Genomic DNA, 22,429 nt, shown 5'->3' on the forward strand with positions numbered 1-22,429 from the left:
GCCATCGACGACCGCTGCTGTGGAGCGTCAGGGGGTGAAGGGGGCCACGCCGGTCAGTCGGGTGCTCGCTGCCCAGAGGGCTTGGCCGGTGGGCCGGTCGGCCATGTGGGGGTGGGGTGTTTCGAGGTGGGGCTTGCCGCTGAGGCCGAACCTGCTGGGGCCCCACAGCTGGCCGCCTCGGACGTCCGGGTCGAGGGTGGCCCGGACGGCGGGCCAGGCGCCGGCGTCCTTGCCCTGGAGAAGGGCTCTCGCGGGGAGGGCCAGGAGTTGTCGGGGTCCGGAGCGCTGGTGGATGCCGGGCCGGGGCGGGGTGAGGGCGTCCAGGGCGCCGCCGGGATGGGCGATCACGCTCATGCAGGTGCTGCCCGCGGCGCGCAGCCGGCGGTCGAGTTCGAGGGCGAAGGCCATCTGGGCGAGTTTGGAGCGGCCGTAGGTGCGCTTGGGGTCGTAGTCGCGTACGGATTGCAGGTCGTCGAGGTCGAGGCGCTCGGAGCGGGCGGCGAAGCTGCCCATGGTGATGATCCGGGCCGCCGGAGCCGCCTCCAGCCAGGGGGCCAGCCAGTGCACCAGGGCGAAGTGGCCGAGGTGGTTGGTGGCGAACATGAGTTCGTGGCCGTGGTGGTTCTGCTCGCGGGGCGGTTCGTCCAGTGCGATGCCCGCGTTGAGGACCACGGCGTCCAGGGCGTCGGTGTCCAGCCGGCCGGCGGACGCCCTCAGGGAGGCGAGGTCGGCCAGGTCCAGGGGTATGTGCCGCACACGGGACCCGCTGACGCGGGCGGTGAGGGCTTCCACGGCGGCGGCGGCTTTCGCAGGGTTGCGGCTGCCGATGATGACGGTTGCTCCGGCGGCGGCGAGCTGCTCGGCGACGAAGTAGCCGATGCCGGCGTTGCCGCCGGTCACCAGCACGGTGGTGCCGTCGGCGCGCGGGGGCTTGTGTACGTTCCAGGCCACGGGGGCTCCTTGCAGGGGGCCGCCGGTGGGGTCCGCAGGCGGCGGCGGGGGCGGTGTCAGAGTTCGGGCCAGCCCATGTGGAGGCGGCGGAACGCCTCGGCGAGGGCGGCCTTGCGGTCGGGGCGGCTCGATGCCAGGTCGGGGGTCTCCAGCACGTAGCGGGCCAGGAGGCGGTGGGATTCGTCGGGCTCGCTCCGGCCGGCGGCCTCCGCGAGCAGGCGGGCGAGCGGCTCCTGACAGGCCACCCAGACCTGACGTGCGTAGGGCCACAGCGCGGGAGTGTCCATGATCAGTTCTGCCGCGCGCCGGTAGCGCTCGGGCAGGTCGCGTTCGTCGGCGAAGGGGGCACGGCCGGCGAAGAAGGCGTGCAGGGCGTCCAGGGGCGAGCTGCCTTCGGGCCGGTTGCGGACCGCGTCGACCAGGGATGCCTCCCGCTCCCCGCTGTCGTCGAGGATCAGGGCTTCCTTGCCCGCCGGGAAGTGCGCGAACAGGGTCGTGGTCGCGGTGTCCGCGGCCTCGGCGATCTGGGCGATCGTCACCTTCTCGTAGCCGTGCTCCAGGAAGAGCTCCAGGGCCGCGTCGGCCAGGGCCTTGCGGGTTGCCGCCTTCTTGCGTTCGCGCCTGCCGGGCGCGGCTCCAGTGGTCGCCATGACGGAAAGATAGCACCACGTACTTCAAAACCCTACTCATTGCAGTTTTGGCCATAGTTGTGTTTCAGTCTGAGTCGTAAATCCCATACTGTTCAGTCTTGGAGTCGTCATGACCATCACCACGGAAACCGGGCCTCCGACGGGAGCGGCACGGCTGGGCAAGCTCGCGATGTGGGCCGTCCTGCTCCTGGTCCTGCTCGCCGACGCGCTCGACATGATCGACGCGACCGTCACCAACATCGCGGCGCCCACGATCGTGGGCGACGTCGGCGGCGGCGACGGCCTGATCAAATGGCTCGGAGCGTCCTACGCCCTGGCCATGGGCGTCCTGCTCGTCATCGGCGGACGCCTCGGCGACCGCTACGGACAGCGCCGCCTCTTCCTGATCGGCATGAGCGGCTTCACCCTCGCCTCGGCGGCCTGTGGGCTGGCCGGAGGATCCGGCGTGATGATCTCCGCCCGGATCCTGCAGGGCGCCTTCGGTGCGCTCCTCATCCCCCAGGGCATGGCGATCATCACCCGCCACTTCACGCCCGACATGCGACGTACGTCGTTCAACCTGTTCGGTCCGCTGCTGGGCATCGCCACGATCGGTGGCCCGGTTCTGGCCGGGTTCGTCATCGACGCCGACTTCGCCGGGCTGTCCTGGCGGCCGATCTTCCTGGTCAACCTGCTCCTGGGTACCGTCGGCGTCGTCCTGGCCGCCCGGATCCTGCCCCGCGACAACGCCGACCCGGCCGTCACCGTGGACGGGGCCGGCGCCGGCATCCTCGCCCTGGCCATGTTCGGGACGATGTTCGGGTTGATCGAGGGCTCCGAGTCCGACTGGAGCATCCTCTCCCTCGCGGCCCTGGTCCTCGGCGTGGTGTTCCTGCTGCTGTTCGCGCGCCGTCAGCGGACCGCCGCCGCGCCGCTCATCGAGCCCTCGCTGTTCCGCAACAAGGGCTTCACCTCGGGGCTGTTGGTCGGGCTGATGTTCTTCGCCGTCACCAACGGACTGGCCTTCGTCCTCTCCCTGTTCATCCAGCAGGCCCTGGGTGCCGGCCCCGGCAGCGCGGCCGTGGGCATGCTTCCGCTGACCCTCGGCATCATCGCCGGCGCCGGCGCGGGCATGGCCCTGGCCAAGAGGCTGGGCCGCCTCCTCATCCTCGCGGGCATGCTGGTCACCCTCGCCGGCGCCGGCTGGCTCCTGGCCCTGGTGGTCACCAGCGGCACCGACGTCACCCTGCTCGCCCTGGCACCCGCCGGCGTCCTGGCCGGCATCGGCATGGGTGCCTGCTTCGGCACCCTCTTCGACATCACGATCGGCGACATCGACCCCGCCGAAGCAGGCAGTGCGAGCGGCACCCTCACCGCCGTCCAGCAACTCGCCACCGCGCTGGGCTCCGCCACCGTCACCACCGTCTACCTCCACGGCGGCGCCCCCGGCCATGCCATGACCCTCGCCCTCGTCACCGTCATGGCCGTCACCGTCGTCTGCCTGCCCTTCCTCGGCCTCCTGCCCAGGACCGCACCCGCCGACAGCCCGGCACCCGGCCACTGAACGCTCGGACGCACCCGGCCCGGCGACTGCGGACCGGCGCCACCCCGGCCCGGTCGAACGCCGAGATCCGCAGCGGACAGCCGTGATCAAGGCTTGGCGCCGACGGCTGTACCGCTGGTCCCCAGGGCCGGTTCCCTCCAAGGGGAGCAGTCGTTCCCCGCTAGAGAGCCACACGCAAAAGTATGACGGTTTTTTGCATGTACTCAGCAGTGAGGAGAAATCTTCTCGCACGCCTCTTGTGGTGGTGATTCCGCGCGCCCTAACGTCGCCTCACCTCCGAGAGAAACGGGCATGCGATGTCACGTCACATCACGGTCGCCGCGCTGACGGCCGCCGTCGTCGGACTGGGGGCGCTGACCGGCGCTCCCGCCGCCCAGGGCGCGGAGGGGAAACAGTCGTCCGCGCCGACGGTGACGCGCGCGGGCCTCGCTCCCGCCCTGGTGGCCGGTCGCGGCGCCGACGTCCCCTTCGCCGAGCAGGAGGCGGAGAACGCCGCGACGAACGGCACGGTCATCGGACCCGACCGCACCGCCTACACCCTCCCCGCCGAGGCGTCCGGCCGTAAGGCGGTCCGCCTGGTGCCCGGCGAGCACGTCGAGTTCACCCTGCCGGAGGCCGCGAACGCGATCACCGTGCGCTACAGCATCCCGGACGCTCCCGGAGGCGGCGGCATCACCGCCCCGCTCGACGTCGCCGTCAACGGCGCGCAGCGCTCGACGATGACGCTGACCTCGCAGTACTCCTGGCTGTACAACCAGTACCCGTTCACCAACGACCCCGGCGCCGATCTGCTCCAGCCCGGCTGGTGGATCACCGAGTGCGCGTGCGTCCCGAACGCGACGACGCCCGCCCCGGTGATCTCCAAGCCCTTCCGGCCGAACCACTTCTACGACGAGCAGCGCCTGCTGCTGGGCAAGAGGTACCGGGCGGGTGACACCGTCCGCCTGACCGTCCCCGCCGGGAGCCGTGCCGCGTGGACGGTCATCGATGTGCTCGACTCGGAGCTCGTGGGCCTGCCCCACGTCGAGCTCCGGGCCGCGAACGCGCTGCTCTTCGGGGCCGATCCGTCGGGGCGCAGGGATTCCGCGGGCGCCCTGGACCGGGCGATCGCCTTCGCCAAGCGCAAGAACCTGCCGGTGTACGTCCCGCCGGGCACCTACCAGGTCAACCGGCACATCGTCGTCGACGACGTCACGATCAGGGGCGCCGGCAGCTGGTACACGACGTTCAAGGGCCGCCAGGTCGCGCTCGACGCCCCGGCCGCCGACGGCTCGGTCCACACGGGCGTCGGCTTCTACGGCAAGGACGCGGCCGACGGCGGCAGCCGCGACGTCCACCTGTCGGGCTTCGCCATCGAGGGGGACGTCCGGGAGCGGATCGACACCGACCAGGTGAACGGCGTCGGCGGGGCGATGAGCGACTCCTCGATCGAGGGCCTGCACATCCGCCACACCAAGGTCGGCATGTGGTTCGACGGCCCGATGTCGAACCTGAGGATCACGGGCAACGTCATCGTCGACCAGATCGCCGACGCCATCAACTTCCACGGAGGGGTGACGGATTCGGAGGTCTCGCACGCCTTCGTCCGCAACTCGGGTGACGACGGCCTCGCGATGTGGTCCGAGAAGCGGGCCAACGCGGGCAACACCTTCGCCCGCAACACCGTGCAGAGCCCGGTCCTCGCCAACGGCATCGCGGTCTACGGCGGTACGGACAACACCGTGTCCGGCAACCTCGTTGCCGATCCCGTACGTGAGGGGAGCGCGCTGCACGTCGGCGCCCGCTTCGGCGCCGAGGCGTTCCGGGGGCGGCTCGACCTGAGCGACAACACCACGGTCCGGGCCGGGACGTACGAACTGAACTGGAACATCGGGCTCGGAGCCATCTGGTTCTTCGCCCTGGACCGGGACATCGACGCCGACATACGGGTGACGGGGAACCACTTCCTCGACAACACCTACAACGCGATCATGCTGGTCACCGACTGGCCGGTGAAGGACACGTACAAGATCCAGGGCGTGCACTTCAAGGACGTCAAGGTGGACGGCACGGGCACCTCGGTGGTGAGCGCGCGTGCGGCGGGGTCGGCGACCTTCGAGAACGTCGACGCGCGCAACGTGGGGGCCGTGGGGGTCAACAACTGCGGGTCCTTCCACTTCACCCCCGCCGGTTCGGAGTTCACCCTGGTCGACCGCGGCGGCAACGACGGCGGTGGCACGACGGGCGACTGGCTGGCGCCGTGGCTGCTGCCGAACACGATCACCTGCGACGACCGGCCGCCGGTGGTCGCGCCGCCCGCCCCGGGAGCGTGGTGACGACGCCGGACGTCCGGCATGTGTGAAGGGCCGGTACGGCGCGGGAGACGCGCCGTACCGGCCCTTCCGGCGCGAGGCCACCCTCTGTGCCCTGAGCCTCTTCCCCGGTGCGTTTTCTCGTCAAGACTCGAATGCATGGCAACGATGCGTTACTCCCAACTCCCTTATGTGTCAGGTCTATTGACCTAGAGTTTCAAAAGTTTTACGTTCCTTGGCACCTGAGAGCGCTCTCAAGCTCCCCTCCCCACCCCCCCTGACGAGGTGCTGCCCCATGCAAGCCTCCCTCTCCAGACCAGCAGCGGCGACGGTCCTGGCCATCGCCCTGGCCGCTGTGGGTCTGGGCCCTGCCGCGTCCCCGGCGGCGGCCGCCACCATCCCCGCGGGTTCCGGCAGCTACACCGACAGCCGCCCCGCCGGTACCTCCGGGCCCACCACCAACACCGGTGCCCCGGTCACGCCCAAGCTCACGGCGGCGGCCAGGGACAAGCCGGTCCCGACCAACGACTGGTGGTCCTCCCTCGCCTACCAGCGCTACGGCGACAACCCGTACTCCACCCCGATGTACGGGCACCCGCTGACCTATCAGGCGACCTCCGGCGGACTGGAGGTCGGCTACCCGACCACGCCCGCGATCGTCGGGGGAGGCCGCCAGTACGAGTACGCGCACAAGGCGGACCTCACCGTCGGCCTCAACGGTCTGAACTCCCCGGACACCAGGGCCGACGACTGGTCCGACTGGACGGTCACCCCCTACTGGTCGGACGGCACCCGCACCCTGCGCACGACCATCGGCCACGGCATGCCCTTCGTGTACGCCAAGGGCTCCGGCGGTGACGCCCGCATCACCACGGCCGGCACCCCCACCGTCTTCGCGGACAACGGCAACGTCCTCGGCATCACGGTCGCCGGTCACCACTACGCCCTCTTCGCCCCGACCGGCAGCGACTGGAACGTCTCCGGCACGGCGATCACCGCCGGGCTCGGCGGCAAGGACTACTTCTCGCTCGCCGTGCTGCCGTCCACGGACGCGCTCGCGACCTACCGGAAGTACGCCTTCAGCTTCGTCACCGGCTCCAAGGTGGCCTGGGAGTCGACCGGTGGCACGGTCAGGGCGACCTACAGCCTGACCACGGAGGCCAAGGAGGGCACCGAGCGCGGCACACTCCAGGCGCTGTACCGCCACCAGTGGCTGCACACCTCCGACGCGCTCACGCCGTACACGTACGTCTCCCCGCGCGGCACCATGAAGGTCCGGGAGTCCGCCTCCTTCACCACCAGCCAGAAGAACCAGGGCGTGCTGCCCGCCCTGCCCGCGTCCGGCGGGGTCGACAAGGCGCGGCTGACCGGTTACCTGAACGAGGTGGCGAACGCCTCCGACCCGTTCTCCGGGGCGGCCGACACCTACTGGACCGGCAAGGCGCTCGGCCGCCTCGCCCAGCTGGTGCCCGTGGCCGACCAGATCGGCCAGACGGGCATCCGGGACAAGCTCCTCGGCCTGATGAAGGGCCGCCTCCAGGAGTGGTTCACGGCGGGCGGGGCCAGTGAGTTCAGCTACGACAAGAGCTGGAAGACGCTGACCGGATACCCGGCCTCGTACGGCAGTGACACCGAGCTCAACGACCACCACTTCCACTACAGCTACTACGTCTACGCGGCGGCGGTGATCGCCCAGTACGACCAGGCGTGGGCAGCCGACTCCGCCTGGGGCACCATGGTCAAGACCCTGGTGCGGGACACCGCCAACCCGAGCCGCACCGACTCCGCGTACCCGTTCCTGCGGGGCTTCGACGTGTACGCGGGCCACAGCTGGGCCTCCGGGCACCAGGGCTTCGCGGCGGGCAACAACCAGGAGTCGTCGTCGGAGTCCATCAACCTCAGCGCGGGACTCGTCCTGTGGGGCGCGGCGACGGGCGACACCGGGCTGCGCGACCTCGGCAGCTACCTGCTGACCACCGAGTCGGAAGCGATCACGCAGTACTGGTTCGACGCCGGCCAGCAGGTCTTCCCGGGCACCTTCGGGCACGACACGGTCGGCATGGTGTGGGGCAGCGGCGGCGCGTACTCCACCTGGTGGACCGCGAACCCGGAGGAGATCCACGGCATCAACGTCCTCCCCGTCACGGGTGGGTCCCTGCACCTGGCCCGTGAGAAGGCCGCCATCAAGCGGAACATCGCCGAGATGGAGCGGGAGAACGGCGGCCCGGCCGTCGAGTGGCGCGACCTCCTGTGGGAGTTCGAGTCGCTGGCCGATCCGGCTGCGGCCAAGGCCAAGTGGGACGCGGGCAACGGGGGTTACTCCCCGGAGCAGGGTGAGTCCAAGGCGCACACGTACCACTGGATCACCACGCTCGACAGCCTGGGCGCACCCGATCTGACGGTGAGCGGGAACATCCCGACGTCCGCCGTCTTCGCCAAGAACGGCGTCCGTACCTACGCCGCTCACAACTACGACTCCACCGCCCGCACCGTCACCTTCTCCGACGGCAAGACGCTCTCCGTCCCGGCCCGTTCCACGGCCACCGGCACGGGCGCCGGCGGTGGCGACCCGGACCCGGATCCCGAGGAGCCCGGTCCGTCCACCGGCAACACCTTCCGGCTGAAGTCCGGCGGCACCCTCACGACCGCCACGGACGGCGCGGCGGGAGCGGACACGCTGGCCTCGGCGGACGGCGTCAACCGGGACGGTACGCCGTACAAGCCGACGGTCTACGAGGTCAGGAAGGTCGACGGGACGCTCGCGGCGGGTGTGTCCTCCGCGTTCCGCCTGCGGGTCGACGCGGGTACGAAGGTCGGGCTCGCCCCGCAGGTCAGGGTCAGTTACGACCTCACCGGCGACGGCACCTTCGACCGGACGGAGACCTACCGCTACTTCGCGACCGACCCGGTCACGGGGTGGGAGGAGTACACCCAGGCGGTGGGCACCGCGGCGGTGACCGGCAGCCTGGGCAACCTCAAGGCGGGGACGGTCCGCCTGGAGATCTGGAACGCGCTGGGCAACGGTACGTCCCAGGTGCAGACCGGCACGGACGCGGCGGTCGTGAAGATCCCGTTCGTCTAGGCCCTTCCGTCCGGGTCGGGCCGGGTCGCGGAGTCCCCGCGGCCCCGGTCCGGCCCGGACGTTTCTCACCACGGCTCCCGCCGTCCATCGATCTCTGTCATGACCCTGGCGGAACATGCGCTCCACCCTTCACACTGCTGATGGGAGCGCTCCCATCAGCGGAAGCCGCGCTCCTCACCGCCTCCGTCGACGAAAGGCCCTCCCGGTGAATGCCTCACCACTCCCCGCACGGCCCCCGCGCGTCCGCCCCCGGCACGGGCGGCGCGCGTTCGGGATGTCAGCCGCCGTCTTACTGTTCGCGGCGGCGCTGGCCGCGCCCGGTACGGCGCTGGCCGACGACGCCGAACCCGGCCCCGAGCAGATCTCCAACGGCGACTTCGCCGCCGGTACCGCCCCCTGGTGGTGGACGGCGAACCTGTCGCCGGCCGCCCCGGACGGCCGGCTGTGCGCCGAGGTGCCCGCCGGTACGGCCAACGCCTGGGACGCCATCGTCGGCCAGAACGACATCCCGATCGTCGCGGGCGAGAGCTACGAGCTGTCCTACACGGCCAGTTCGACCGTGCCTCTGACCGTCCAGACCCGGGTCCAGGAAGCGGCTGCCCCGTACACGACGGTGCTCTCCACCGCGGACCCGGTGGGCACGGAGGCCACGCGGGTGACGCGGACGTTCACAGCGTCGGTGGACCAGCCCGCCGCGTCCATGCAGCTCCAGATCGGCGGCGGTGAGCGGGCGACGACCTTCTGTCTGGACGACGTGTCGCTGCGCGGAGGGGCCGAACCGCCCGTGTACGTACCGGACACCGGGTCGCCCGTACGCGTCAATCAGGTCGGCTACCTGCCGCGCGGCCCCAAGAGCGGCACGGTGGTCACCGACGCCGAAGCGCCGCTGACGTGGACGGTGAAGGCCGAGGACGGGTCGACGGCCGCGACCGGCACGACCGTTCCGAAGGGCGAGGACCCCAGCTCGCGCCAGCGGGTCCACACCTTCGACTTCGGCGGCCTCACCACGGCGGGCGACGGCTACACCGTGGAGGTCGACGGCGAGGTGAGCGAGCCGTTCTCGATCCGCGGCGACCTGTACGACGGCCTGCGTTCCGACGCGCTGGCGTACTTCTACCACAACCGCAGCGGCACCCCGATCGAGGCGGACCTCGTCGGCGAGGAGTACGCGCGCCCGGCCGGCCACGCGGGTGTGGCGCCCAACAAGGGCGACACGGACGTCCCCTGTCAGCCGGGGGTCTGCGACTACCGGCTCGACGTGTCGGGCGGCTGGTACGACGCGGGCGACCACGGCAAGTACGTCGTCAACGGCGGCATCTCGGTCGCCCAGTTGATGTCCACGTACGAGCGCACCCTGACGGCCCCGGACGCCGAGTCGGCCGAGCTCGGCGACGGCGAGCTGCGGGTGCCCGAGCGCGACAACGGGGTGCCGGACATCCTGGACGAGGCGCGCTGGGAGATGGACTTCCTGATCAAGATGCAGGTCCCGGCCGGGAAGCCGCTGGCGGGGATGGCGCACCACAAGATGCACGACGCGGAGTGGACCGGGCTGCCGATGAAGCCCCACCTCGACCCCCAGCAGCGGGAGTTGCACCCGCCGTCGACCGCCGCCACGCTGAATCTCGCCGCCGCGGCCGCCCAGTGCGCCCGGCTCTACGCGCCCTTCGACAAGGCCTTCGCGGACCGCTGCCTGCGGGCCGGCGAGACCGCCTGGGCCGCGGCGAAGCAGCACCCTGATGTGCTCGCCGACCCGGCCGACGGCACCGGCGGCGGCGCGTACAGCGACAACGACGTCTCGGACGAGTTCTACTGGGCCGCCGCCGAGCTGTTCACCACGACGGGCAAGGACGCCTACCGCCAGGCGGTGCTCTCCTCCGCCCTGCACGGTGACGTCAACAAGATCTTCCCGGCGGGCGGCGGCATCTCCTGGGGCTCCACCGCCGGACTCGGCGCGCTCACCCTGGCCACCGTGCCCAGCGCCCTGACCGCCGGCCAGCTGGCCGAGGTGCGCTCCGTGGTGACCGGGGGCGCCGACCGCTACGCCGCACAGTCCCGTGCGCAGGTGTACGGGCTTCCGTACGCGCCGACCGGCGAGGACTACGTCTGGGGCTCCAACAGCCAGGTCCTCAACAACATGGTGGTCCTGGCCACGGCCCACGACCTGACCGGCGACGCGGCCTACCAGGACGCCGTGCTGCGCGGCGCCGACTACCTGCTCGGCCGCAACGCCCTCAACCAGTCGTACGTCACCGGCTACGGCGAGCGGAACTCCCACAACCAGCACCACCGCTTCTGGGCGCACCAGAACGACCCCGCCCTGCCGAACCCGGCACCCGGCTCGCTCGCGGGCGGGCCCAACCTCACCGCGATCGCCTCCGGCGACCCGGTGGCGGCGGAGAAGCTGAGCGGCTGCGCCCCGGCCATGTGCTACATCGACGACATCGGGTCCTGGTCGACGAACGAGATCACCATCAACTGGAACGCGCCGCTGGCCTTCATCGCCTCCTACCTGGACGACGCGGGCGAGGGCGGGACGGCGGCCCCGGCCCGCACCTGCCGGGTCGCGTACTCCTCACACCCGTGGAACAGCGGCTCGACCGTGACCGTCCGCGTCGAGAACACCGGCTCGGAGCCGGTCTCGCCGTGGTCGCTCACCTGGCTGCTCCCCGGTGACCAGCGGCTGAGCCACACCTGGAGTGCGGAGTTCGCCCAGGCCGGCCGCACGGTCAGTGCCAAGCCGCTGTCGTGGAACCGGACCCTGGCACCGGGTGCGGCGGTCGACTTCGGCTTCAACCTCGCGGCCACGGGCCCCGCGCCCGACCCGGGGTCCTTCAAGCTGAACGGCAGGGCCTGCGCCTCGGGCTGATCCCGGCACACACCTCGCACGAGCTCGCGCCCGGCACCCCGCCAAGGGGTACCGGGCGCGAGCCCGTGGGTCACGCTGTGGCGAAGGCGGCGTGCACGCACTTCCCGTCCGACAGCGCCTCGGTGAAGATCCGGGCTCCCAGGTCCTCGGCGATGTGCAGGCCCATGCCGCCGGTCCCGTCGCTCAGGTCCGGTGTCCGGGGGGCCGGCCGCACGCACGAGCAGTCGGTCACGGCGATGTCCAGGGCTCCGGTGGTGGTCGTCAGCGTCAGGGTGCTGGGCCCGGGTGCGTGCCGGACGGCGTTCGTGACCAGTTCGGAGACGATCAGCAGGAAGTCGTCGCAGCGGTCCTGGGTGAGTGAGGGCCATGACCGGTGGAGGAATCCGGCCGTGGCGTGGCGGGCCTGCGAGGGCGCCTGCGGCCCGGACGGCAGGGAGATCGTGAGCCTTCCCGCCGTGAGGGGCGGCCTGGTGGACGGGGGCGGTGGTGCGGTCATGGTGGTCATGGCGTCGTCCCGAGGAGGACGCGGCGCCGCTGGTGAGCGCCGCAGGGTGGGGGGTGGAGTGGCCCGGGGTCACCGGGGCTGCCGTATGTGGTTCCGATGGTGTGAACGGCCTTGCACAAGGGATTCGGAGACACCGGGCGGAAGGTTTGGGGTGAATCGCAAGAAAACGGAGAGATGTGCACGGCGTCGTCGGGTCAGGCCGTCAGCGGGACCGCGCCGAGAGGGACGGTGGTGGGCTGCGGGGAGCCACCGTCGGGCTCCACGGACAGGGCGACCGCCGTGGCGTCGTCCAGCGTCCCTTCCAGCAGCGTCACCTGCCGCCCCGGGTCCCCGCTGAGCAGTCCGGCCGGCACGGGCGTCCCGTCCTCCATGAACCACGCCGCGTACGTCCGTCCTGCGGGGAGTGCGGGAAGGCCGGAGACGGCGAGCGTCGCCGAGCCCTCGCTCCGGGAGAAGGTGACGGACGCCGTGGCGCCATCGCTGAGCACCTGGGTCTGCAGACGGACGTCGGACGCCGTGAGCACCTTCGTCACGTTCTTCTGCTCCGCCTCCACCTGATGGGCCTGCGCCTGCACCTCGTGGGCCTGCGCCTCCACCCGGTCGGCGTGGTCCTTGGCGTCCGAGGCCTCCTGGTGCTGCCATCCGGCGAGGCCCAGGCAGACGAGGGCGACGGCCACCGAAGCGGCGAGTGCCAGGATCAGGGACCGTGCGGGTCGGCGCCGCCCGGGCACCTTCGCGGTCGGGTGCGGACGGGCCTCCTGCGTGTGCGGTTGGGCCTCCTGCGCGTGCGGACGGGGCTCCTGCGGTGTGTCGGCCACCTTGCGCAGGACCTGGTCCCGCAGGGACTCCGGCGGGTGCTCGGCGGTCAGCTGTCCCAGGAGCGCCGTCGTGGCCCGCAGCTCGGCCACTTCCTCCTGGCACTGTCCGCACTCCGCGAGGTGCGCCTCGAAGGCCCGGCGCTCCCCGTCGGGCAGGGCGTGCAGGACGTAGGCGCCCGAGGACTCGTGCGGGTCCGCGGCGCTCACGCCTTCGCTCCCAGGCAGCGGCGGAGCCGGATGAGGCCGTCCCGCAGGCGGGTCTTGACGGTCCCCAGCGGCAGGGACAAGGAGTGGGCGATCTCCTTGTAGGTGTGTCCCCCGTAGTAGGCGAGGACGACGGCCTCGCGCTGGATGTCGGTGAGCCCGCGCACGCAGCTGCGCACCCGCTGCCACTCCATGTGGGTCTCCACCTGCTCGGTCACGTCGTCGAAGGGGGTGTCCTCGCTGAGTCTGGCCGCCCTCTGCTCGCGGTCCTGGCTCGCCTGCGCCGCCCGCACCCGGTCGACGGCGCGACGGTGGGCGAGGGTCATGATCCACGTCATCGCGCTGCCTCGGTCGGGCCTGAACCGCCCGGACGTGCGCCACACCTCCAGCAGCACCTCCTGGGTGACCTCCTCCGACTGGGCGGAGTCGCGCAGGATCCGGCGCACCAGCCCCATGACGGGGCCCGCGGTCACGTCGTAGACCCCGGCGAAGGCTTCCCGGTCGCCCTTGGCGGCCGAGACCATGAGCTGATCCAAGTCAGGAGCGGTGGCCACCCGCCGAATATAGGCACCGGACCACGGGCCGGGCCTCTTGTGCGCACCCGAACAGTCAGTACCGGCGAGTACGGGGTGTTCAGGCGGTGGGAGTCATCCTCCGCGCCCGGACGGTCCGCTCGGTCCGGGGGACGAGGCCCGCCCTGACCTGCGCGATCCGTTCCCGCACCCCGTCGGTGGGTACGGCGCCGGGCGGTCCCCCGGGTGCGGGGGAGGCCTCGCCCCGGCAGGTCGCGCACAGTCCGTCCGTCAGCGCTTCGGGGCTGCCCGGCGCACGGCACTCGCCGCATTCCAGGGCGAGCAGCACCGCCCGTCGCTCCGGTGCGGGCCGGTGGGGCGGCAGCTTGTCGGCCAGCCGCCTGCGGACGAGCGAGGGCGCGTGGTGGACCGGCACCGGCAGCCCCTGCGTGAGGGCGTGCAGCAGCTCCGCCTCCGTGGCGCCCCGCTCGAACCACTCGCTCGCCTGCGGTTCCAGGGCGGCGCACTCCGCCGCCGAGAGGCTCAGCGCCGGTGCCGTGCGGCCCAGGGCCGCCAGCAGGACGAAGGCCCGGGAGCGGGTCGGCTTCCGGGGCGCCTCGCGTGGGGCGTCGCCCCGGATGAACGCCGCCCACCAGTCGTCGTCGCGCGCGGTCCGGGAGAAGAACGTCCGCGTCACCCAGAGCATGACCTCGTCGGTGGCGACACACTCGCTGCCCCGGCGCAGATGTCCGGCTGCCTGGAGCTTGTTGAGCGCGGTCCGCAGGGCGCACTGCCCGTACGGGAGGACCTTGGCGAGCGTCTTCACGGAGATGTCGGAGCCGTCGGGGAGCCGGTCGACGTACGCCGCGATGGCGGCCTCGCGCGGCGGCAGGTGCGCGAAGTCGCGCTCTTCGCGGGGGCGTTGGTCCGGCGCGGAGCGCTTGCCGTAACCGGGGTTCGCCATGGGGTGCGGGGCTACCTGCGGGGCGTAGGGGACGGCATTAAGCTGAGTGACAGCCATTTGGTTCGCCTGTCTCGATCTGAGTGGTCAGACCCCTGTCCGGTGTTCCCGCACCGACGGGGGTCGTTCTGTGTCAGTCCGCACGCTAGAGCGTCGCCACGATGCGTGGCAAGTCGGTCACGAAAAGTGAACTCTTCGAGGTGAGGGCGGCCTCGGGGAGGGTGGGTGGGTGGGAAAAGGCCCTCCTCCCATTCCTCTGAAAGAGCGCTCGGACTCCAGGACTTGAGCCCCGGGGGCTTTGCCGATGAGCCCTCCGCCGTGCTCAGCGCGTGCTCAGTGGGTGCGGACCGAGTGCGGCGTCCGCGTGCCGACGGCTCCCAGCTTGTCGGGGTTGGCGACGTTGTGGATGGCGGAGATCCGTCCCTCGGCGTCGAAGTCGAGGGTGACCGTGGCGAGCACGCGGTCCGGCGCGCTGAGGACCATCCCCGGCCCGCCGTTGATCTCGGCCATCTCGGCGCGCATGTCGGCCGGTTCGACGCCCTGGTAGGGGACCGTCCCCATGGCTGCGAACCAGGAGGCCACCGTGGTGGCGCCCACGACCGGGCGCAGGGCCTGGCGGACCTTGCCGCCGCCGTCGGTCCACAGGGTGACGTCCGGTGACAGCAGCTCCATCAGGGAGTTCATGTCGCCGCCGGCCGCTGCCGTGAAGAACCGTTCCGTCGCCTCGCGTCGGTGCGTACGGTCCGCCGTGAAGCGTGGCCGCCGGGCGCGCACGTGCTCGCGGGCGCGGTGCGCTGCCTGCCGCACGGCCGCCTCGGAGCGTTCCACCGCCTCCGCGATCTCGGCGTGGCTGAACCCGAAGGCCTCCTTCAGCACGAACACGGCGCGTTCCAGCGGGCTCAGTGTCTCCAGCACCACCAGCAGCGCCATCGACACGGACTCCGCCTCCAGCACCGTCTCGGCGGCGTCCCCGCCGGTGAGGATGGGCTCGGGGAGCCACGGCCCCACATAGACCTCACGTTGGTGGCGGGTCGACCGGAGGCGGTCCATCGCCAGGTTCGACACGATCCGCACCAGGTACGCCTTGGGGTCGGTCACCTGTGAACGGTCGGCGGCGGACCATTTGATCCAGGCGTCCTGCACCGCGTCCTCGGCATCGGCGGCGGTGCCGAGCAGACGGTAGGCCACGGAGATGAGCAGGCCGCGGTACTGCTGGAACACCTGCTGGTCGGCGTCCGCCCCGGTCATCGCGCCGCCCGGAGCCGGGTGAAGCGTCCGCCGCGGGGCCAGAACGCCCCCGAGGCGGGCATCTTCTTCATACGGCCGTAGGTCGGCCAGGGGGAGGCGCTCACGGCTTCCTTATATCTGGCCGCCGCGCGCCCTGTCAGGCAGATGCGCCGGGGGCTGTCGTCGGGCCGGGTGAACTGCACGACCGCATCGTTCCTGCCCAGGCTCACGGGTGTGTGGTAGTAGCCGAAGCGGAAGGGCTTGGGCTGCCTGCCCCGCAGTGTGCGGACGATCGACACCGCCGCGTGCACCCCGGTCGGCATCCCGCTCTGGCAGGTGCCGTGCAGGACGCCGTAGCCCTGGCGGACTGCCGCCGCGTCGCCCACGGCGTACACGTCCGGGTGCGACTCGGACCGCAGCGCGGTGTCGGTGAGGATGCGGCCGCGCTCGTCCACCCGCAGACCGGCCTCGGCCGCCAGCGGTGACACCCGGGTCCCGCCCGTCCACAGGACGACCTCGGCGGCGACGCTCTCCCCGCCCGCCAGCTCGACGGAGCCGGGCAGCACCTTCACCACCTGCTCCCCGCCGCGCACCCGCACGCCCAGCCGGTCGAGCGCGGACCGCAGATGGGCTTGGGCCTTCGGATTCATCGACGCGCCTGGTTCCTGGCGCCCCACCAGGACGACGTCCAACTGCGGGTGCCGTTCGGCGATCTCGGCGGCCGACTCGACCCCCGTCAGGCCGCTGCCCACGACGACCACCGTGCCGCTCCCGAGCCGGGCCAGCCGGTCGGCCATCGACCGCGCCTCCTCGGGGCCGCTGAGCGTGTACGCGTGGTCCTCGGCACCCGGCACCGCCGCCGTGTCGGCCACGCCGCCCAGCCCGTACACCAGCGTGTCGTAGTGCAGGACCCGCTCGTCGTCGATCCGCACGGTCCTCGTGTCCGCGTCCACCGCCGTCACCCAGCCGCGCACGAACCGGGCGCCCGTGCCCTCCAGCACCTCCGGGATGCTCAGCTCGGCGGGCTCCTGCCCCGTCGCCGTCATGTGCAGCCGGAGCCGCTCGGTAAAGCTGTCCTGGGCGTTCACGAGGGTCACGGTCAGGCCCTTCCGCCGCCCGGGCCTGGCTGCCAGCTGGACGGCCGCCGCCATGCCCGCGTACCCGGCGCCGAGGACGACGACGTGGTGGGTGGACGTTCCGTCGGTCTCACGTGTGTTCATCGCTTCCGCCTTCTTCCGCTTCCTGATGACACCCACGAGACGGAAGTTCTCCGGCGATCTGTGACATGACCAGAAGTGACCTGCGTCACAGGTGGAGCTGGGTGGGGATCCGGTCGAGCCCCAGGGGTGCGGGAGGCGGCAGTGGGGCCGCATCCCCGGCGCGGAAGGACTGGAGGAGGTAGGCGACCAGGCGCCGGGACGCGGCGGGCGCGTCCTCGCCCGCCCCGGCGGTGGCGCCGCAGTTGGCCAGCATCAGCAGCGTGATGTCCTGTACGTCGAAGTCCGGACGCAGCCGCCCGCTCTCCTTGGCCCTCCGGACCAGCAGGGCCAGCCCCTCCTCCGCACGGGCGCGCTCCTCGGTGAAGGCGGCGTGGTCGGGGAACTGGGAGAGGAACGCCTGGGTGAACCCCCGCTCCCTCGCCTGCATCATGCAGACCTTCTCGATGACCGAGCAGAAGCCGCGCCACGGGTCCGGGTCCGCGAGGCCCTCGTCCAGGACGGCGACACAGTGGGTGAGCTGCTCGGAGAACGCCTCGGACACCAGCGCGGCGCGCGTCGGGAACCGCCGGTAGAGCGTGGCGACCCCGACCTTCGCACGCCGGGCGATCGCCGCCATGGGGACGTCGATGCCCTGCGCGGCGAACGCCTCCCGGGCGGCGTCGAGAATCCGCTCCCTGTTCTCCCGCGCGTCGGCCCGCAGGCCGTCACGGGACGGTTTGTGAGACGTCTGATCAGGCATGTTTCTCACTTCGAGCCAAGTGGAGGGGTGCATCCGTTTACCCGCCTAGCCTGGCAGACATGAACGACATGCGCGCAGCGCTCTACGACCGTTACGGCCCCCCGGAGGTGCTCTACGTCGGCAGGGTCCCCATCCCGGCGCTCCAGCAGGGCCAGGTGCTGGTCCGTGTCCACGCGGCGAGCGTCAACGGCGGTGAGCTGTACGGGCGGGCCGGCCGCGTCCGCCTGGTGACCGGCCGGAAGTTCCCGCTCCGCACGGGGCTCGACTTCGCCGGGGAGGTCGCCGAGGTGGACCCCGCGATCACGGGGCTCAAGCCGGGCGACCGGGTGTGGGGCGTCCTGCCCCGCACCTTCGGGAGCGCGGCCGAATACGTGGCGGTCCGCCCCCGGAACCTCTCGTACGCCCCCGAGAACATCGGCCTCGTCGAAGCCGCCTCCCTGCCGGTCGGCACGACGGCCCTCACCGCCCTGAAGGCCAAGGCGCGGATCGAGGCGGGCGAACGCCTGCTCGTGCGCGGCGCCAGCGGGGGCGTCGGCAGCATCGCGGTCCAGCTCGGCAAGGCCCTGGGCGCCCACGTCACGGCCCTCGCCGGCACGAAGAACCTCGACTTCGTGCGGGAGTTGGGCGCCGACGAGGCCCACAGCTACACCACAACCGGCCCGTCCGACCTCGACCGCTTCGACGTCATCCTGGACACCGTCGGCACCGAGCACCGGGCCTTCCGGAAGCTCCTGGCACCCGGCGGGCGCATGGTCTCGATCGCCTTCGACATCGACCACATCGCCGCGAGCCTCGGCTACCTGCTGGCCTCGACCGTCCACGGCCGGGGACGGGTCCGGTTCTTCAGCGGCAACCCGCAGCACGATCTGCTGGCCGAGCTGACCCGCTACGTCGAGACCGGCGCGATCCGCCCGGTGGTGGACACGGTCCACCCCCTGGCCGACATCGCCACCGCGCACCGTGCGCTGGAGGCGGGCGGGGTGCGGGGGAAGCACGTGATCCAGGTGGTGTGAGCCGGGAGCCCCGCTTGCTCAGACCGCGCCGGACATGACAGGGCCGACATGCCTCGCTTGCCGGTGCGCGCTTTGAGCGCGGCAATGGTGCCCTCATGGAGCGAGACGGACACCGGACGGACCGGGCCTTCGTCGCGTGCCGGGGATGTGGCCATGGCTCCTGTTCAACACAGCTCTTGTCATCGGGACGGGAGGTGTGACGCTCAGCCGGGCAGGTTCCAGGCCCCGGCGAGCTGTCCGGCCAGGTCGGTCAGGTCGTCGGCATACAGGTCGAACCGGTCAGAGGGTGCGGGCGGATCACCCACGGGGCGGGCGACGTAGGCGGTGCGCAGCCCGATCGCCTGCGCACCTCGCAGGTCCCAGGCGTGGGCGGCCACCATCAGCAGCCGCTCCGGCGGCGCCCCGGAGGCGGTCACGGCCAGCCGGTAGACCGCAGGATCCGGCTTGTAGGTCCGGGCCTCCTCGGCCGACAGCACCTGGTGCCAGCGCAGCCCGGCGCGGGCGTTGAGCCCCAGCAGCGCACTCCGGCTCGCGTTGGACAGGCCGATCAGCGGGAAGCGCTCGGCGAGCAGGGCGAGCCCCGCGACGGTGTCGGGCCACGGCGGCAGGCGACGGCCCGCCAGGGCCAGCGCCGCCACGGCAGCGGGGTCCTCGGCACCGGCCGCCTCGGCGACGATCCGGGCGGCCTCCCGGTCCAGGTCCTCGCTGGTGGCGTAGGGCCGGCTGCCGTCGAGCACGCGACGCGATGCGCTGTCGATGTGCTCCTGCCACAGCGTCAGGAGCTGCTCCGTGGTGGGCTCGTCGAGTGTGGGGGCGAGCTCCCGGATTCCGGCGCGGATCCCGGTGGGTTCGTCGACGAGTGTGCCCAGCACGTCGAAGACCAGGGCGTCGATCTGTAATTCGGGCATGCGGTGGGACCTCCTGCGGCGACGGATCGGCTACGCGTGCTTGAGGTCCGCGATGAAGGCCGCCCAGGCACCGGTCCGGAACACGAGCGCCGGGCCGTCGGTGACCTTGGAGTCGCGGACGGGGACGACATCGGGGAGGTTGTCGGCGACTTCTAGGCAGTTGCCCCCATCGCCGCCGCTGTACGTCGACTTGCGCCAGGTGGCGACCTCCAGGCAGTTGCCGCCACTGGCATCGCTGTAGGTGGACTTGTGCCAGGTCGCCGCAGCGAGGTCGTAGTCAGAGCTGCTGATCTTCATGGGCGTAATCCTCCGCAACCGACTCGATCAAGGCCAGGGACACATCGGGTGCCAATGCGCTGGCCACCAGCAAATCGTAGGTCAGTTCGTATGAGCGAACCGCTGCTGGATCGTCAAGTAGTTGGCCCGAACCCAATCCGTCCAGGTAGGCGAGAGGAGGAGCGTCCGGGAACGCCATGAGTTTGAGCGGACCACCCATCGCTGCGTGCCCGCCCGCGCTGTACGGCAGGATCTGGATGATGACTCTTCGCTGTCGGCTGAGTTGAGTCAGGCGACGCAGTGCCTCGGACATGACGGCCGCTCCACCGACTCTCCGTCGGATCACCGCCTCATCCAGAACCATCCAAACCATGGGGGTTGTTGGATGGGTCAGAAGGCTGGCCCGCTCGATCCTGGCCGTGACAAGTTCATCAATCGTGGCTTCGGGAGCGGTGGGCCTGCCCGCCAGGAAGACTGCCCGTGCGTACGCCTCCGACTGCAGAAGCCCCGGGATGAGGAGCGGCGAATACTCCTTGATCGTCTGCGCGACGGCCTCCGCCTCCGCCGCCTCTGCGAAGTGGTCCGGATACTTCGACTGCTTCTGCGCCGCACAGTTCCTCACGAAGAACCCGTCCGTGCCCAGCACCTCGTCCAACTTCTGGGCCTGGTCGAGCTGCATGCGCCTCGTGCCCGCCTCCAGTTGGCCGATGAAGGAGCCGCTGACGAACAGCGGGGCCCCCAGGTCCTCCTGCGACAGGCCCGCGGCCTCTCTCCGGTGGCGGAGTTCCGCGCCGAGGAGGGCGCGGGGTGAGGAGGAAGGGTCGAGCTTCTTCGGTCCGGGCAAGGCGACTCCCAGTGGACATGTGCGGGTGTTGGAACTGCGCCTCTTCCACGGTAGCGACGAATTGGCCACGCTGAGTAGGCATAGCCACTACTCAGCGTGGAAATGGGGAAGATCATGATGACGGCTACGGAACGGCGCAATGAGGCAGCGGACAGAGTGCGGGCTGCGGAGGACGCGGTGGCGCGGCTGCGGGCCGGGTTCGCGGGGGTCGGCGTGAAGCTGCCGTCGCTGCGGGTCGACCCGGTGTCGTGCGCGAGGAACGAGCCCATGCCGCTCGTCGACCTCGGCCGGTGCTCGATCGAGACGGCACTGCGGCTGAGCGCGCTGCTCGAAGCGAAGGCAGCTCATGACAGTTGAAGGACTGGAGCCGTGTATGCCGGAGCCCGGAACGTTCGCGATGGACGTGCGGGACGGCCGGGTGGGCCGGGTGATGGGCCGAGTCGGCCCGTACGTACAACTGCGTCCGCCGGGTGGCGGGGCCGAGTGGGACTGCCCGCCGGAGGCCGTCCGGCCGGCCCCGCCGGGGCTCGTGCTCCGGGCCCGGGTGCGGGAGATCAACCGGGAGGGGCGGCTGCCGTGAGGCCGCCCCGGGGCATCACGGCCGGGGTGCCGCCCGGCGCTCCCGGGCCTGGACGAGCCGCTGCCGGAGTACCGCGAGGGTGGCGTGCGCCGGTGGAAGGGCCAGGGCGCCGGTGAGCAGCAGGGCGACCGCGATCGGGGCGAGGACCCCGGCGACATACGCGGCGTAGGTGTTGTCCGGGCCCCACTCCAGGAAGACGCGGACCGTGCCGGGGCGCAGGGACCGTGCGGCGACGTGGAGCAGGACGTACGTGACCACGGTGAGACCGCCCAGAGGGAGCGCGACGGCCACGGTCCGGAACCAGGCGGAGGGCCGGCCCCACACGAGCGACCAGGAGCGGCGCATCGCGGCTCGGGGCCCGAGGCCCTCCGCCGCGGCGACGGCCGGGGCCAGGGTCCAGCCGAGCCGCAGGAGCAGCGCGCTCGCCGTGCCCAGCAGGGGCGGACCGTAGCGCAGCACCTCGAACAGGTGGGGGTGCTCCCACTTCGGGACGATCGCGGTGTACTCCCTGAACGTGGTGGTCGTGAAGTACTCCTCCACCAGGATTCCGAGCACCACCGGAGCCCACACGCACACGCCGCGCAGCGCGTACACGCCGAGGACCGCACGGAAGCGGCCACGCCCCTCGCCGGCCGCGCGGGTGGCCGCGGTCTGGATGGCGGCGCACCCCAGGTGCAGCAGCAGGATCAGGAACGGCAGGCAGGCGAGGAGGACGAGCCACATGGTGTTCACGCGGCTGCCGTCGGGGGCGTAGGAGTCCTCGTCGATACGTGCCCGCTCCGCGCCGAGGCGTATCTCGGTGAACTCGGGCCAGGCGGCGAGGAAGCCCACGGCGGTCAGCAGCAGACCGCCCAGGGCTACCGGACCGGTGACGAGGGCCGCCCGGCCGTAGAGGCGGCGCCCGTCACGGCGCACGACGTCGAGCGCCGTGCGGGCGATGCCGCGTGGCGAGCCGTGCTCCTCCTCCGCCTGCCGCTCCTCGCCCGGAGCCGTTCGGTGTGCGCTGCCACCACCCGCCTGGCCGTTCGTCATGTCTACCGCCTCTCTCCGTCCAGGGGGCGCTTCTCCGTGATCGAAGATCAACGTCTTGGAAGAGGGATGCGGGAGAACGGGCGGTTGGTTCCTCGGCCAGGACGAGCGCGAGGGACACCTGCGGCGAGGTCGCTGCGAGCGTCACACGTTCGTGGGACGCTGATGAGAGCGGCGGACCGCCGCGAACACGTCGATCTACGCTCCCAC

20 protein-coding genes are annotated in these 22,429 nt (G+C 71.5%); 7 read left to right on the plus strand and 13 right to left on the minus strand.

Features of this window, described 5'->3' with window-relative positions; all coding sequences use genetic code 11:
* Nucleotides 1-27 precede the first annotated feature (27 nt).
* Nucleotides 28-966, minus strand: a complete 939-nt coding sequence (locus OG488_RS21030; RefSeq protein ID WP_329238874.1) for an SDR family NAD(P)-dependent oxidoreductase — start codon at nt 964-966, stop codon at nt 28-30.
* 41 nt (nt 967-1,007) lie between these two features.
* Nucleotides 1,008-1,601 carry a TetR/AcrR family transcriptional regulator gene (locus OG488_RS21035; RefSeq protein WP_329231376.1) on the minus strand — a complete coding sequence of 198 codons (594 nt, stop codon included), beginning with the start codon at nt 1,599-1,601 and terminating at the stop codon, nt 1,008-1,010.
* Nucleotides 1,602-1,710: 109 nt separating this feature from the next.
* On the opposite strand from OG488_RS21035, the gene OG488_RS21040 reads away from it, so the two are divergent.
* From OG488_RS21040 to OG488_RS21055, 4 genes are all read left to right on the plus strand, one after another.
* Complete coding sequence (locus OG488_RS21040) at nt 1,711-3,144, plus strand: MFS transporter (protein WP_329231378.1); 1,434 nt, start codon at nt 1,711-1,713, stop codon at nt 3,142-3,144.
* A gap of 296 nt (nt 3,145-3,440) precedes the next feature.
* Nucleotides 3,441-5,459, plus strand: coding sequence for a glycosyl hydrolase family 28-related protein (locus tag OG488_RS21045; protein WP_329231379.1), 2,019 nt, complete (start codon nt 3,441-3,443; stop codon nt 5,457-5,459).
* 271 nt (nt 5,460-5,730) lie between these two features.
* Nucleotides 5,731-8,517: a glycosyl hydrolase gene (locus tag OG488_RS21050; protein ID WP_329231381.1), complete on the plus strand. Its 2,787-nt coding sequence runs from the start codon at nt 5,731-5,733 to the stop codon at nt 8,515-8,517.
* Nucleotides 8,518-8,791: 274 nt separating this feature from the next.
* Nucleotides 8,792-11,383, plus strand: a complete 2,592-nt coding sequence (locus tag OG488_RS21055; RefSeq protein WP_329231382.1) for a glycoside hydrolase family 9 protein — start codon at nt 8,792-8,794, stop codon at nt 11,381-11,383.
* Nucleotides 11,384-11,453: 70 nt separating this feature from the next.
* Here the strand turns inward: OG488_RS21055 and OG488_RS21060 are convergent, their stop codons facing one another.
* The 7 genes from OG488_RS21060 to OG488_RS21090 all read right to left on the minus strand — a co-directional run bounded on the left by OG488_RS21060 (nt 11,454) and on the right by OG488_RS21090 (nt 17,569).
* Entirely contained in the window at nt 11,454-11,888 is a 435-nt protein-coding gene (locus OG488_RS21060; RefSeq protein WP_329231384.1) for an ATP-binding protein, read from the minus strand.
* Between the two features lie 194 nt (nt 11,889-12,082).
* A complete protein-coding gene (locus OG488_RS21065) occupies nt 12,083-12,913 on the minus strand; it encodes an anti-sigma factor (RefSeq protein WP_329231386.1) in 831 nt (276 codons plus the stop codon).
* Nucleotides 12,910-13,464, minus strand: coding sequence for an ECF RNA polymerase sigma factor SigK (sigK, locus tag OG488_RS21070; RefSeq protein ID WP_329231388.1), 555 nt, complete (start codon nt 13,462-13,464; stop codon nt 12,910-12,912). The genes OG488_RS21065 and sigK overlap by 4 nt, the downstream gene beginning before the upstream one ends.
* A 79-nt stretch (nt 13,465-13,543) precedes the next feature.
* On the minus strand, nt 13,544-14,443 hold the full coding sequence (locus OG488_RS21075; protein ID WP_329231390.1) for a hypothetical protein: 900 nt from the start codon (nt 14,441-14,443) through the stop codon (nt 13,544-13,546).
* 273 nt (nt 14,444-14,716) lie between these two features.
* On the minus strand, nt 14,717-15,631 hold the full coding sequence (locus OG488_RS21080) for an RNA polymerase sigma-70 factor (protein WP_329231392.1): 915 nt from the start codon (nt 15,629-15,631) through the stop codon (nt 14,717-14,719).
* A complete protein-coding gene (locus tag OG488_RS21085; RefSeq protein WP_329231394.1) occupies nt 15,628-16,830 on the minus strand; it encodes an NAD(P)/FAD-dependent oxidoreductase in 1,203 nt (400 codons plus the stop codon). The genes OG488_RS21080 and OG488_RS21085 overlap by 4 nt, the downstream gene beginning before the upstream one ends.
* An 85-nt stretch (nt 16,831-16,915) precedes the next feature.
* On the minus strand, nt 16,916-17,569 hold the full coding sequence (locus OG488_RS21090; protein WP_329231396.1) for a TetR/AcrR family transcriptional regulator: 654 nt from the start codon (nt 17,567-17,569) through the stop codon (nt 16,916-16,918).
* A gap of 59 nt (nt 17,570-17,628) precedes the next feature.
* On the opposite strand from OG488_RS21090, the gene OG488_RS21095 reads away from it, so the two are divergent.
* On the plus strand, nt 17,629-18,582 hold the full coding sequence (locus OG488_RS21095; protein WP_329231398.1) for an NAD(P)-dependent alcohol dehydrogenase: 954 nt from the start codon (nt 17,629-17,631) through the stop codon (nt 18,580-18,582).
* Between the two features lie 203 nt (nt 18,583-18,785).
* Here the strand turns inward: OG488_RS21095 and OG488_RS21100 are convergent, their stop codons facing one another.
* The 3 genes from OG488_RS21100 to OG488_RS21110 are packed head-to-tail and all read right to left on the minus strand — an operon-like array spanning nt 18,786 to nt 20,610.
* Nucleotides 18,786-19,490 (minus strand): haloacid dehalogenase type II, encoded by a 705-nt coding sequence (locus OG488_RS21100; protein ID WP_329231400.1) that lies wholly within the window; start codon nt 19,488-19,490, stop codon nt 18,786-18,788.
* 30 nt (nt 19,491-19,520) lie between these two features.
* Nucleotides 19,521-19,787 (minus strand): DUF397 domain-containing protein, encoded by a 267-nt coding sequence (locus OG488_RS21105; protein WP_329231402.1) that lies wholly within the window; start codon nt 19,785-19,787, stop codon nt 19,521-19,523.
* Entirely contained in the window at nt 19,768-20,610 is an 843-nt protein-coding gene (locus OG488_RS21110) for a helix-turn-helix domain-containing protein (RefSeq protein ID WP_329231404.1), read from the minus strand. The genes OG488_RS21105 and OG488_RS21110 overlap by 20 nt, the downstream gene beginning before the upstream one ends.
* 156 nt (nt 20,611-20,766) lie before the next feature.
* On the opposite strand from OG488_RS21110, the gene OG488_RS21115 reads away from it, so the two are divergent.
* Together OG488_RS21115 and OG488_RS21120 are read left to right on the plus strand one after the other, a co-directional pair.
* The gene (locus tag OG488_RS21115) at nt 20,767-20,967 is read left to right on the plus strand and encodes a hypothetical protein (protein WP_403913350.1); all 201 of its coding nucleotides are present in this window, start codon (nt 20,767-20,769) and stop codon (nt 20,965-20,967) included.
* Nucleotides 20,968-20,983: 16 nt separating this feature from the next.
* Nucleotides 20,984-21,190, plus strand: a complete 207-nt coding sequence (locus OG488_RS21120; RefSeq protein ID WP_329231405.1) for a hypothetical protein — start codon at nt 20,984-20,986, stop codon at nt 21,188-21,190.
* 15 nt (nt 21,191-21,205) lie between these two features.
* Here the strand turns inward: OG488_RS21120 and OG488_RS21125 are convergent, their stop codons facing one another.
* On the minus strand, nt 21,206-22,222 hold the full coding sequence (locus tag OG488_RS21125; protein WP_329231406.1) for a hypothetical protein: 1,017 nt from the start codon (nt 22,220-22,222) through the stop codon (nt 21,206-21,208).
* Nucleotides 22,223-22,429 lie beyond the last annotated feature (207 nt).

Origin of the sequence: Streptomyces sp. NBC_01460, assembly GCF_036227405.1 — a bacterium.
Classification (GTDB): Bacteria; Actinomycetota; Actinomycetes; order Streptomycetales; family Streptomycetaceae; genus Streptomyces.

What these genes read in the sequence shown, in the direction of transcription:
- OG488_RS21040 (WP_329231378.1), top strand. Translation starts at nt 1,711, where the DNA reads ATGACCATCACCACGGAAACCGGGCCTCCGACGGGAGCGGCACGGCTG.
- OG488_RS21085 (WP_329231394.1), bottom strand. Translation starts at nt 16,830, where the DNA reads ATGAACACACGTGAGACCGACGGAACGTCCACCCACCACGTCGTCGTC.
- OG488_RS21100 (WP_329231400.1), bottom strand. Translation starts at nt 19,490, where the DNA reads ATGCCCGAATTACAGATCGACGCCCTGGTCTTCGACGTGCTGGGCACA.
- OG488_RS21055 (WP_329231382.1), top strand. Translation starts at nt 8,792, where the DNA reads ATGTCAGCCGCCGTCTTACTGTTCGCGGCGGCGCTGGCCGCGCCCGGT.
- OG488_RS21075 (WP_329231390.1), bottom strand. Translation starts at nt 14,443, where the DNA reads ATGGCTGTCACTCAGCTTAATGCCGTCCCCTACGCCCCGCAGGTAGCC.
- OG488_RS21060 (WP_329231384.1), bottom strand. Translation starts at nt 11,888, where the DNA reads ATGACCACCATGACCGCACCACCGCCCCCGTCCACCAGGCCGCCCCTC.
- OG488_RS21050 (WP_329231381.1), top strand. Translation starts at nt 5,731, where the DNA reads ATGCAAGCCTCCCTCTCCAGACCAGCAGCGGCGACGGTCCTGGCCATC.
- OG488_RS21105 (WP_329231402.1), bottom strand. Translation starts at nt 19,787, where the DNA reads ATGAAGATCAGCAGCTCTGACTACGACCTCGCTGCGGCGACCTGGCAC.
- OG488_RS21035 (WP_329231376.1), bottom strand. Translation starts at nt 1,601, where the DNA reads ATGGCGACCACTGGAGCCGCGCCCGGCAGGCGCGAACGCAAGAAGGCG.
- OG488_RS21045 (WP_329231379.1), top strand. Translation starts at nt 3,441, where the DNA reads ATGTCACGTCACATCACGGTCGCCGCGCTGACGGCCGCCGTCGTCGGA.
- OG488_RS21090 (WP_329231396.1), bottom strand. Translation starts at nt 17,569, where the DNA reads ATGCCTGATCAGACGTCTCACAAACCGTCCCGTGACGGCCTGCGGGCC.
- OG488_RS21080 (WP_329231392.1), bottom strand. Translation starts at nt 15,631, where the DNA reads ATGACCGGGGCGGACGCCGACCAGCAGGTGTTCCAGCAGTACCGCGGC.
- OG488_RS21120 (WP_329231405.1), top strand. Translation starts at nt 20,984, where the DNA reads ATGCCGGAGCCCGGAACGTTCGCGATGGACGTGCGGGACGGCCGGGTG.
- OG488_RS21125 (WP_329231406.1), bottom strand. Translation starts at nt 22,222, where the DNA reads ATGACGAACGGCCAGGCGGGTGGTGGCAGCGCACACCGAACGGCTCCG.
- OG488_RS21095 (WP_329231398.1), top strand. Translation starts at nt 17,629, where the DNA reads ATGAACGACATGCGCGCAGCGCTCTACGACCGTTACGGCCCCCCGGAG.